Source organism: cyanobacterium endosymbiont of Braarudosphaera bigelowii, assembly GCF_020885515.1.
Classification (GTDB): Bacteria; Cyanobacteriota; Cyanobacteriia; order Cyanobacteriales; family Microcystaceae; genus Atelocyanobacterium; species Atelocyanobacterium thalassa_A.
Map to the genome: position 1 here is coordinate 826,160 of NZ_AP024987.1, position 12,175 is coordinate 838,334.

Annotated in this window: 9 protein-coding genes; 3 read left to right on the top strand and 6 right to left on the bottom strand. The window is 30.6% G+C overall.

Translation table 11 applies throughout. The annotated features are described in order from the left end of the window. Positions 1-92: 92 nt before the first annotated feature. Complete coding sequence (gene rsmA / locus LPC16_RS03500; RefSeq protein ID WP_229636842.1) at positions 93-917, bottom strand: 16S rRNA (adenine(1518)-N(6)/adenine(1519)-N(6))-dimethyltransferase RsmA; 825 nt, start codon at positions 915-917, stop codon at positions 93-95. A 906-nt stretch (positions 918-1,823) separates the two neighbouring features. Here rsmA and LPC16_RS03505 point away from each other — a divergent pair. The 3 genes from LPC16_RS03505 to gatB all read left to right on the top strand — a co-directional run bounded on the left by LPC16_RS03505 (position 1,824) and on the right by gatB (position 6,432). Further along, complete coding sequence (locus LPC16_RS03505) at positions 1,824-2,972, top strand: pyridoxal-phosphate-dependent aminotransferase family protein (protein ID WP_229636843.1); 1,149 nt, start codon at positions 1,824-1,826, stop codon at positions 2,970-2,972. A gap of 453 nt (positions 2,973-3,425) precedes the next feature. After that, a complete protein-coding gene (gene lpxD / locus LPC16_RS03510; RefSeq protein ID WP_229636844.1) occupies positions 3,426-4,469 on the top strand; it encodes a UDP-3-O-(3-hydroxymyristoyl)glucosamine N-acyltransferase in 1,044 nt (347 codons plus the stop codon). Between the two features lie 478 nt (positions 4,470-4,947). Then, a complete protein-coding gene (gene gatB, locus LPC16_RS03515; protein WP_229636845.1) occupies positions 4,948-6,432 on the top strand; it encodes an Asp-tRNA(Asn)/Glu-tRNA(Gln) amidotransferase subunit GatB in 1,485 nt (494 codons plus the stop codon). Positions 6,433-6,544: 112 nt separating this feature from the next. Here the strand turns inward: gatB and pstB (LPC16_RS03520) are convergent, their stop codons facing one another. The 5 genes from pstB (LPC16_RS03520) to pstS all read right to left on the bottom strand — a co-directional run bounded on the left by pstB (LPC16_RS03520) (position 6,545) and on the right by pstS (position 11,691). Continuing rightward, complete coding sequence (gene pstB / locus LPC16_RS03520) at positions 6,545-7,339, bottom strand: phosphate ABC transporter ATP-binding protein PstB (protein ID WP_040054185.1); 795 nt, start codon at positions 7,337-7,339, stop codon at positions 6,545-6,547. A gap of 48 nt (positions 7,340-7,387) precedes the next feature. Further along, entirely contained in the window at positions 7,388-8,200 is an 813-nt protein-coding gene (gene pstB, locus LPC16_RS03525) for a phosphate ABC transporter ATP-binding protein PstB (protein ID WP_040054186.1), read from the bottom strand. Between the two features lie 55 nt (positions 8,201-8,255). Continuing rightward, the gene (pstA, locus tag LPC16_RS03530) at positions 8,256-9,137 is read right to left on the bottom strand and encodes a phosphate ABC transporter permease PstA (protein ID WP_229636846.1); all 882 of its coding nucleotides are present in this window, start codon (positions 9,135-9,137) and stop codon (positions 8,256-8,258) included. Positions 9,138-9,425: 288 nt separating this feature from the next. Continuing rightward, positions 9,426-10,385 carry a phosphate ABC transporter permease subunit PstC gene (pstC, locus tag LPC16_RS03535; protein ID WP_040054188.1) on the bottom strand — a complete coding sequence of 320 codons (960 nt, stop codon included), beginning with the start codon at positions 10,383-10,385 and terminating at the stop codon, positions 9,426-9,428. Positions 10,386-10,533: 148 nt separating this feature from the next. Continuing rightward, a complete protein-coding gene (gene pstS / locus LPC16_RS03540; protein WP_040054189.1) occupies positions 10,534-11,691 on the bottom strand; it encodes a phosphate ABC transporter substrate-binding protein PstS in 1,158 nt (385 codons plus the stop codon). Positions 11,692-12,175: the final 484 nt, after the last annotated feature.

A 12,175-nucleotide genomic window follows, 5' to 3' on the forward strand; every position in this document is an offset into this window, starting at 1 on the left:
ATTTAATTCATATTTCAATATATACAAAAACATATAGGAATAATATATTAATTCAGTATCAGAAACAGAATCTATAATATAAAATTCATTGTTTATTTATCTTTTAAAGGATATAAATAATTACTTAGTTCTATCCATTGATTTATACTAAGATTCTCTGCTCTTATTTTGAGATCAAGATTTGTTTTTTCCAGAAATTCAATCAGGTATTTGATATCTATTGTATTTTTCAAATTATTATGTAACATCTTGCGGCGATTAGAAAAACCTAAGTTAATTAAACTTTCTAAATATGATGGATTTAAAACAGAACTATTTAGAGTGTGAGGGTGAAGAGTAATAATAGCAGAATCTACCTTTGGAATAGGATAAAATGCCTTACAAGAAACATCACAAATATAATTGCAGCGAGCTAAATATTGTATTTTTGCTGATAGTGCCCCATATGCTTTATCACCAGGTGAAGCAGTAATTCTTTTTGCAACTTCTTTTTGAACTAATAAAACTATTATTTCATAAGGAGAATGATAAGGATTAGGAATACTACCTAACAATTTTTCTAAAATAGGATTAGTGATGTTATAAGGAATATTTGCAACTACTTTATTGATAGGCCAGAAAAGATTGTTCTTACTGATTTCTACAGATAAATCTATTTTAAGAATATCTCTTTGTAACAATAGTAAATTGTCATAATTATGGAATTTTTTTATTAATTGTTTATATAAGTCCCAATCTACTTCGACTGCGGTAAGAGAAGAAACTTGGGATAAAAGACGACGGGTTAAGATACCTGTTCCTGGACCAATTTCTAAAACTTTATCAATATTACTAAGATGAGCAGATTCTATAATCTTATTTAAAATTGCATTATCTTTTAGCCAATGTTGTCCAAATCGTTTACGAGGATAAATCATTACAAACTTATACTAATTTACTAAATGATAAAAAATAGAGTTAAAACTTATAAGATATTACTGTGCATACCAATTAATATATCAGCTAGAATAATTCGTTTTATTCACTAACTAAAATAGTAGACAAAATATTTCTTTATTGAATTACTAATAACTGAAAAACAAATATTCAAGATATTAATTTTAAATAAATTCTGTTCTTCAAGTAATCAAAACTACTTTTTTGTTGTAAAGTAATAGTACTACTTTTTGAAAATTGTATAAAAATATTTCGATCTAAAACTGTTACCTTTTTATTTAATATATTATATTAGATGATTTATAGTAACGATGACTAATTTGTATTTAAAAGAAAAAAATTATCTGTAATCCATTTTAATAAATAATTTATTTAACGTTTTACTTTCTTCTTTATAAAAAAATAACTATAAATAGTTTATTTATAGTTATTTTTTTATACTTAGTTTATAATCATTTTACATATCTTGAAATTTAGGGAAAATATTAGTTGTTTTGTATAAACAACTAGAGATACTTTGTATCAGTAATCTTATTTATACATCTTAATTATTTATTGTATAGATTATATAACATTATGTTAAATACTGTGTCAGTGTATTTTAGTATTTAAACCTAGTGGAACAACTATTTAAAGTTCTACGTCCTTCTCAGGACTATTTACACTATAAGCTATAGTATGGGCTTGATTTTCATTACTTCTATAATAATTAGATAACATGATATTTTAAAGATAATTTATATAAAAACTCGATATAAATTATCAATCAGAAATTAGTACTTCTTATGAATTAATCTAAAGTTTTTTACTTTTTAAAATGGCTTTTTAACAAAGTTTTGAAGTAGAGATCTATTTGTGTAAAAACACCAAACAATGAGGAATAAATTATGCAAAATAAAAGTATGTTGATGATTCCAGGTCCAACCCCTGTACCTGAAAGTGTTCTCTTGGCAATGGCTCAGCACCCTGTTGGACATCGCGGTCAAGACTTTAATCAAATCGTTAGTGAAGTTTCTCAAAATTTAAAATGGCTTCACCAGACTAAGGAAGATGTACTCATATTGACAGCTAGTGGTACAGGAGCTATGGAAGCAGCAATTATTAATTTTCTAAGCTTCGGTGACTCTATTTTGATAGGTAATAACGGAAAATTTGGAGAACGTTGGGTAAATACTGCTCATGCTTTTGGATTAAAAGTTGATGAAATAACCGCTGAATGGGGTAAACCTTTAAATCCCGAAATATTCAAAACTAAACTTGTTAATGATAAAGATAAAAAAATTAAAGCTGTTATTGTCACTCATTCTGAAACTTCTACAGGGGTTTTTAACGATCTAGAAACTATTAATAAATACACCAAAGCTCATGGAAAAGCTCTCATCATAGTTGATGCTGTTACAAGTTTAGGAACTACTGATCTTCCTATTGATGAATGGGGATTAGATGTTGTAGCTTCTGGATCTCAAAAAGGATATATGATTCCTCCAGGGCTAGGCTTTGTATCGGTAAGTCAAAAAGCGTGGAAAGTTTATCAAAATTCTAATTTACCTAAATTTTATTTAGATCTTGGAGCATATAAAAAAGCAATTAATAAAAATTCTTTTCCCTTTACACCTCCAGTAAATTTAATTTATGGATTACAAATTGCTCTAAAAATGATGAAAGCAGAAGGGCTAACTCAAATGTTTACTCGACATGAAAAATTAGCTAGGGCGACTCGAGCTGGAATAAGAGCATTAGGTTTAGATTTATTAGCTGCTGATGAATCAGCAAGTCATGCAATAACAACTGTTTCTTCATCTAAAATTGATATAACAAGTATATGTCGCATTATGGAGGAAAAATTCGATATAGTCTTAGCAGCAGGACAAGATCATATGAAAGGAAAAATTTTTCGTATAGGTCATTTAGGATTTGTTTGTGAGCGAGATATATTAACCACTATTACATGTTTAGAAACAACCTTACAATTGTTAGGTGATACTAATATAGTTCCAGGAAAAGCTGTATCCGAAGCTTTAAAATTTTTACTATAGCTTACATAATTTAATAAAAAATAAATGAATTATATTGTTATTCTCAATTAATAAAGAGTAAATCTATTAATTGAGCTAATATATAGGACAATAATCATAATTGCTGGAAATTAAAAAAATAAACCTTTCTTTTAGAATGAGTTTAATTATCCTTATTGTCAGGTTATTAGATTAATATAATAAAAAGTAAGATGGTATAAAGTTAATTAATTTTGACTTCGATTAAATTTTAAATAACTGTTTGTGAAATCGTTTCCTCCTTCTATTTTTTAAAGAAAGTTATTCAAAGAAATATTCTATAAATGACGCTAGTACAATTTAACTTATAAGAAATGATTTTAATACTTTATGAATTCCAAAAATGTATAGTATTAAAATTTTGTTATGAGATATAAATTGATTAATATAACTGATGATCTAATAAACTACTAACTTTATTTAACCTTAAACATTATGAAATTTGAAAAAATTGTTAGCAAGCTAGATTTTTTAAGTAATGGAAATAGCTTAACAAGTAATAAAGATTCTAATCTTGAAATTATAGGAGTGTCATCTATTACTGAAGCAAAAATTGGATACTTAAGTTATATAGAAGGTCCAAAATTTGCTTCTATGATTAGTAAAACTTCTGCAAGTGCTCTAATTCTTCCACCTGATAAACAGTTACAGGAAGAAGCTACTAAAAGAGGAATAGTATGGCTAACAACATTTGAAACACGTTTAGCTTTTGCTCATGCTATTAAGTTGTTCTATCAGCCATTCCGTCCATCTCCAGGTATAGATCCTACTGCAATAATTCATTCTTCAGCCAAAATTGGAAAAAATGTTTTTATTGGTCCTCATACTATTATTCAGCAAGATGTTGTTATTGAAGATGAGGTTTGTATTCAAGGAAATGTGGTAGTTTATCCTGAGGTTATTGTCGGAGATAATACCTTGCTACATGCTAATTGTACTATTCATGAACGTACTAGAATTGGAAATAATTGTGTTATTCATAGTGGTGCTGTTGTTGGTGCTGAAGGTTTTGGATTTGTTCCTACAGCTGAAGGTTGGTTCAAAATGGAACAATCTGGCTTTGTCATCCTAGGAAATAATGTAGAGATTGGATGTAATAGTGCAATAGACCGTCCTGCTGTCGGAACAACGCATATTGGGAATAATACTAAAATAGATAATCTAGTTCATATAGCTCATAATTGCAACATTGGAGAAAATTGTGCTTTTGCGGCACAAGTAGGATTAGCAGGAGGCGTAAAAGTAGGAAAAAGAGTTATTCTTGCAGGGCAGGTAGGAGTAGCAAATCAAGTTAGCATAGGCGATGGAGCTATTGCAACTGCACAAACTGGTATCCCTAGTAATATTAACTCAGGAGAAGTTGTATCTAGTAGTCCAGCAATAGATAATAAGTTATATTTAAAAATATCTGCCATATATAAACGTCTTCCTGACATGTATAAGACATTAAAAAATATTCAGAAAAAAATAGAAAATTAAAAATGGTATGCTTCTACGCTACTCTGTAGACAGATGAATTACTACATATACTGATTAGTGTAAAAAAATATTATATTTTTATATTTACATTTCTAGCTAATTTGTTTATAAATTTGTAGAAACAATTATTAAATAATATTATAAAATTTAGTATTAATCGAAAAAGGTTAATTAAATTATTTTTTAATTGTTATCAATATTGAGTATATATTTTCTTATGTGTAAATAAAAAATATTCTTGAAACTTTATTCTTGCATATATAAAATAAAATTTATATGAAAAACCATTATCTTTGCCTGAAAACTAAGCACAACTTTTCAAAAAATATCAAGACGATTAATTTCCTAAAATATAGTTAATTGATTGTCTATAATGTTTTTTGATATAAAAATGTTTTGAAGTATTAAGTTTAATACTTCAAAATTATTGATACAATAAAATTTCTAGGTATTTAATTATCAAATTAACTTTTTTATAATGATTAAATCTTCTTCTGACAAGACATATGAAGCGGTTATTGGATTAGAAACTCATTGTCAACTAAATACTACCAGTAAAATTTTTTGTGCTTGTTCAACTGAATTTAGTAGTTCTCCCAATACTAATATTTGTCCAATCTGTTTGGGATATCCTGGGGTTCTACCTGTCCTTAACGAGGAAGTTTTATCTTCAGCTGTTAAACTGGGTATTGCTTTGAAAGCTAAAATTGCCAATTATAGTAAATTTGATAGAAAGCAATACTTTTATCCTGATCTACCTAAAAACTATCAAATTTCTCAGTATGATCTTCCAATTGTTGAAGGAGGTAATTTAGAAATTGAATTAATAAATAAAGCTAATCAAGAAGTTATCCATAAAAGTATTGGAATTACAAGATTACACATGGAAGAAGATGCAGGAAAATTAATTCATTGTGGAAGTAATCAATTAACCGGTTCTAGTCATTCTTTGATTGATTTTAATCGTACGGGGATACCTTTGTTAGAGATTGTCTCTGAACCGGATCTAAGAACTGGCCAAGAGGCAGCAGAATATGCTCAAGAATTACGTCGTTTAGTACGTTATCTGGGAATTAGTGATGGTAATATGCAAGAAGGTTCTTTACGTTGTGATGTTAACATTTCCATTCGTCCTTTAGGACAAATAGAATATGGTACAAAAGTAGAAATTAAGAATATGAACTCTTTTAGTGCAATTCAGAAAGCTATAGAGTATGAAATTAACAGACAGACTGATGTATTAAATAACAATAAAATTATCGCTCAAGAAACACGCTTATGGAATGAGGCTTCACAGGAAACGATAAGCATGAGAAAGAAAGAAGGCTCTAGTGATTATCGTTATTTTCCTGAACCTGATCTTCCTCCAATTGAAATTGGAAGTGATCAATTAGAAATTTGGAATAAAGAACTTCCTGAACTTCCTGCTTCTAAGCGTCAACGTTATAAAAATATATTTGGCTTATCTTCTTATGATGCACGTATTTTAAGTGATGACCGAGATATTGCTGAATATTTCGAAGAAACTGTATCTAATGGTGCGGATGCTAAATTAGTAGCAAATTGGATAACACAAGAAATTGCAGCATACCTTAATAATGAAAAAATAACTATAGCTGAAATTGCTTTAAGACCGAGACATCTTGAAGAATTGGTTCTATTAATTGAGAAAAAGACTATTAGTGGAAAAATTGCTAAAGAAATTCTCCCCACTCTCTTAAAAGAAGGAGTATCGCCCCAGGATCTTGTTAATAAGCGCGACTTAACTCAAATCTCTAACAAAGAAACGATCACAAAAATGATCGATGAAGTTATTAAAGCTAATCCTGCAGAAGTAAGTAAGTACAAAGCAGGGAAAAAGAAATTAAAGGGCTTTTTTGTAGGACAAGTTATGAAAAAAAGTGGAGGAAGAGTAGATCCTACGTTAACTAATCAATTAGTAGAAAAAAAATTGAATGAATAAGTAAGAAAATTAAGGAATACTTACATATTTTTTACTAAGAAGAACATATACAAAGTTATCTTGATAATTTTTTTCTACTTTTACTTAATTTATATAAATAATATCATTGATCTTATCCAAATTTTCCACTTATATAATGTTTAGTTGATTCCATTGTGGGATTATTAAATATAATATTAGTTTTATTATATTCAATTAATCGACCAGTTCTTTTTCCTTTGTCCGTTATTTCTAAGTTGTAGAATGCAGTGAGGTCAGATATTCTTGAAGCTTGATGCATATTATGGGTAACAATAACAATAGTGTGTTCTTCTTTTAAACTATTAATCAATTCTTCTATTTTTAGAGTAGAAATAGGATCTAAAGCCGCGCATGGTTCATCCATTAAAATAACATCAGGTTTTATAGCTATAACGCGTGCTATACAGAGTCTTTGTTGCTGACCTCCTGATAAGATTAGTCCGCTTCTATGTAGTTTATCTTTAGTTTCATCCCAAACAGTAGCTTTCTTAAGGGAAGTCTCTACAAGTTCATCCATATCACCTTTGAATCCATTAATTCTTGCGCCAAAAGCAATATTTTCATAAATAGATTTTGGAAAGGGATTGGGTCTTTGAAATACCATGCCAATACTAGAGCGTAGGTCTACAGGATTAACTTCTTTGGAATAAATATCTTTACCGTAATAGGTGATTTTACCAGATACTTTAGCATTTGGGATTAAGTCATTCATACGATTAAAGCATCGTAATACAGTACTTTTGCCACATCCAGAAGGTCCAATAAACGCTACTATCCTACCTTTAGGAATAACTAAATCAACTCCTCGAACTACTAAATTGGAGCCATAGAAGACATTAAGGTTTTCTGTTTTTAAAATAGGTTCTATCTTAATATTATTTTTCATATTTATATCTTGAACTTTATCTAGCCAATACCAATAAATTAATTAAAATCAACCAAAATGTCCGCTTACATAATTCTTAGTATCCAAATTAGTTGGATTTTCAAAAATTATTTTCGTATTATTATATTCTGCTAAAAATCCTACTTTTTTTCCTTTTTCATTGGTCTCCGCATTAAAAAACGCTGTATAGTCAGCTATTCTTTTCGCTTGTTGCATATTATGAGTTACCAAAACAACAGTATAGTTTTGCTTTAACTCGTTTATTAGTTCTTCTATCTTTAAAACTGATATTGGATCTAAAGCTGAACAAGGTTCATCCATAAGAATAACATCTGGCTTAGCAGCAATTGTACGAGCTATACATAATCTCTGTTGTTGTCCCCCAGACAGAGAAAAGCCACTTTCTCCTAATTTATCTTTTACCTCATCCCATAGAACTACTTTCTTTAATGAAGTTTCTACTAATTCATCTAAATCTCCTTTAAAATTATGAATTCTAGCTCCATAAGCTACATTATTATAAATAGTTTTTGGGAAAGGATTGGGCTTTTGAAATACCATACCAATACGTTTTCTTACTTCAATGGGATCAACATTAGAAGCGTACAAATCTTGCTTACAATATGTAACCTTGCCTTTAAGATAAAAAGAATCAATCAAATCATTAAGTCTATTTAAAGATCTCAATATTGTACTTTTTCCACATCCAGAAGGGCCAATTAAGGCAGTAACTCTGTTTTTAGGAATTGTAAAAGTAACGTCACGAATAGCTTTATGTCTTCCGTAATAGACATTAACAGAATCTAAAGCAAAAATTGTTTCTAGGGTTTCTAAAGATTTACAATCTTGTGTATATTCCATGGTAGTTTGGTCTTTAAACAACTAATTTTTCCTCATTACACTGTATTTATCTAAATTAATGAGTTTTTTGGCGGGCAACTAGACGAGATGCAACACTTGTTATTAATACCAAGAAAACCAAAATCAAAGAGGCAGACCAAGCAAGTTGTTTCTGAGGTGCAAAAGGTACAACCGAAAAGTTATAAATTAATACTGAAAGAGTAGCAATAGGTTCGAAAAGACCTTCTGGGGGGGTACTAGCCCAAAAGTTTGAATAAAGTGCTGTAAAAAGTAAGGGAGCTGTTTCTCCTGCTGCACGAGCGATCGCTAAGGTAATCCCTGTTACGATAGTGGGAGCTGCAGCTGGTAAAACTACTCCTAATACTGCCTGATAACTATATGCCCCAATTCCCAAAGCTGCCCAGCGTAAATCCTGTGGAACAATTTTTAAAGCCTCATCAGTCGTTTTTGTAATAGTAGGCAACATTAGTACAGAAAGTGCAGTTCCTCCAGCAATAGAAGAAAATCCTATAACTTTTGTCGCTATTAGTAATCCATATACAAACACTCCAATAAGTATAGAAGGAACTCCACTTAGAACGCTAGCAGCAAATCTAACCCAATAAGCAATTTTATTATCACCACTGAACTCTGCGAGGTAAATAGCTGCAAGAATTCCTATAGGAATGGCGATTAAGGAACCAATGCCTACAGTTAACAAAGTACCAACAATGGCATGAGCAACACCACCTTCCGAATACCCAGGAGGTGGTGAAAGCTGAGTGAAAAGTGGAAAATCAATTCTACGAACACCGCTATAACCTACAAAGAATAATACTGCAAATAACGGTATAATAGTACAGAACATACATAGAGAAGCAATACCAGTCCAAAAGCTATCCAATAATGAACGGGTATCTACAAGCTTTCTTGTGAGACTTAATTCTTTATCTTCCATAGTTAAATAATATTTAGTAATTGTTTATAAACTTTTAAATAGAACAAAAAGTTTACAAACATGAGGAAAAAGAAATTGTTTTGGAATTATTTTTATAAAAAATGATAAATAACCTCATTCTAAAAGTTAGTTTAAATTGGATAGTAGACCAAAGTTGAAATATCTTTCTAGATAAAAGATCCCATAAATTATTATCTCATAAACTATTAACTAACAAATGACCATAAATTTATTTTAAAAAATTCTTTAATTTTTTTATTACTTAGTCTTTGCCCTTATGAGAGTTGATTATTTAATACGAGCTTTATCAACAATAAAACCAGCAATTATATTTATAATAAATGTTAAAAATAATAATACTAAACCTGCATACATTAATGCCGAGACTTGCATTCCTGAAGCTTCAGCAAATTGACTAGCAATAAGAGAAGAAATAGTATTAGCAGGTTCTAAAACAGATACACTAATTTTGTTAACATTACCAATAATCATGGTAACAGCCATAGTTTCTCCCATCGCCCTACCTAAAGCTAACATAATACCTCCGGCAATGCCAGGAAAGGCGGCGGGAAGAAGAACACGAAAAAGTGTTTCCCAACGAGTCGCGCCTAAGCCTAAAGAAGCTTGTTTCAGCTCAACAGGAAGAGAGTCTAGAGATTCTCTAGCGATAGCGGTAATAATAGGTACGATCATAATGGCTAAAATAATACCTGATGCAAGAAGCCCCGTACCACCTATTGGGGGTCTACTGAAAATCGGTACCCAATACAAAGTGTCATATAGCCATTCAGCCAGAGGATGTACTATTGGAGTTAAAACGAAAATTCCCCAGAGCCCATAAACAACGCTAGGGATAGCTGCAAGTAATTCTACTAGAAAAACTAAAGGAACTCTAATTTGAGTAGGAATAAAATCTTTTCCTAAAAAAATAGCTGTTCCTATACCTAAAGGAGCAGCAAAGAGTAAACCAATAGAAGAGCTGGCTACAGTACCATAAACAACAGGTAGTGCACCATAGTTTTCACGCCCAATAACTGGATTCCAAGACATACTGAAAATGAAGCCCAACCCATATTCTAAAATAGCTGGCCATGCACGCCAGATAATAACACCAAAGATGGCAACTAATATCGAGCTAATTCCGATAGCAAGTCCTAGAGTTAGTATCCCAAACCACTTATCAATGGTTTTCTCGAAAGTAGAACGAGATCCTAATCCTGTTTGTCGTCTAGAAAATAGTCGGGTCACAATAAACCTAGTAATTTTTGTTCTTTAAAAAACAACAATGAAAAAAGAAGAGATTAGAAGAGAATCTATAATTTAAATTTCACTGAAATCCAGAATTTTATGGTAACAAATACTCATCAATCACGAAATCAAAGCTAGGACTCTCAGATTATTGCTTAGTTTGATTAAACTCAGTAAGATTAATATCATAATCAGGACTAATAGTGTCAGCTACTAGTGCCACTTTCTCTCTGACACTAAGTGGTAGAGTTATATAGCCCAAAGCTTTACTTTGATTCTGCCCTTCAGTTAAAGCGTACTCGATCATGGTCTCCATGGCAATTGCTTTTTTAGGTTCATCGTAACTTTTATAAGCTAGAATCCAAGTGTAAGTGACAATGGGATAAGAATCTTTTCCTTGAGGGTCTGTGATAAAAGCACGTAGATTATCTGGCAGTGCAACTGCTTCAAGAGTTTTAGAAGCAGTTTCGCTGTTAGCTTCAATATAATTACCCGCAGCATTTTCTAGCAAAGCAGTAGGTAGCTGACTGTTCTTAGCATAACCATACTCTATGTAACCAATAGCTCCCTTATTTTGCTGAATTAGAGCAGTCACTCCTGCATTTCTTTTTCCTCCAATAAATTTTCCTGTAGTAATTGGCCATTCAACACTTCTACCTTGGCCAATATCAGTTTCCCATTGTTGACTAATAGTGCTGAGGTGCTTTGTAAATACCCCTGTAGTACCACTACCATCAGAACGATGAACAACAGTTATAGGTAAATTAGGTAATTGTTGATTTGGATTTAACTCAGAAATTTTAGGATCATCCCAATAAGTTATCTTTCCACTAAAAATATCTACATAAGCCTCTCTTGATAATTTTAGTTCAGTAATACCTGGAACATTATAAGCAATTACAATGCTGCCAGCAGTTATAGGAAGCATGTGAACACCTTTATCTACTCTACTAATTTCTGCATCTTCCATAGCGACATCACTGGCTCCAAAATCCACTATTCCCATAGTGAATTGTCTTACACCAGTTCCACTGCCCATAGACTGGTAATCAATTTGCAAATTAGGTATGGATTGATGAATTTGTGCGAACCAATTTTGATATAGAGGTGCAGGGAATGATCCACCTGTTCCAATTAAGGAAACATTTTCTTCTATTGGAAATTTTGATGCTATATCTATCTGGGGATTGGATTCAATTGTTTTAACATTAGAAGGATTACCGCCACAAGCCTCTAGAGTTGCAACTACAGTTATAATCGATAATGAGGTTATTGCCTGTTTAATTGATTTTCCAGTTTTAAACATAAGAAGTTAATTGATTAAATAATCTAAACAAATATTAGAGCAGAATTGAACATCTACAAAAGATATCTTATTAAGAAATTGAAAATAAAATAATATCGGGTAAAACATTAATAATCAATACATAAAGTAAGATTAAGAACTATCTTACTCGATTGAATAATGAATTTCAAAAAACTTGGGAAATATTAAAACTGTTTTTCTTCAATAAAATAGCATTGTTGATGTTCTGATTTTACAACTACTGTTAGGGTAATTAGCTTTACTAAATAATACTTATATCGTACTACTTTTCTACAGAACTATCTTTTGAGGCCTTTGATATTTCTAAAAATAACTAATATTTTTTGTGAGATAAAAAAGTGTTAATAGAAAGCAGAATGATTAATTTATACCTTGAGTTTTCCATAAAATATTTATAAATTAAAAATTGTACAATATTATTCAACCATACGATTACTTACATATGATAAACAAATAATAGTGT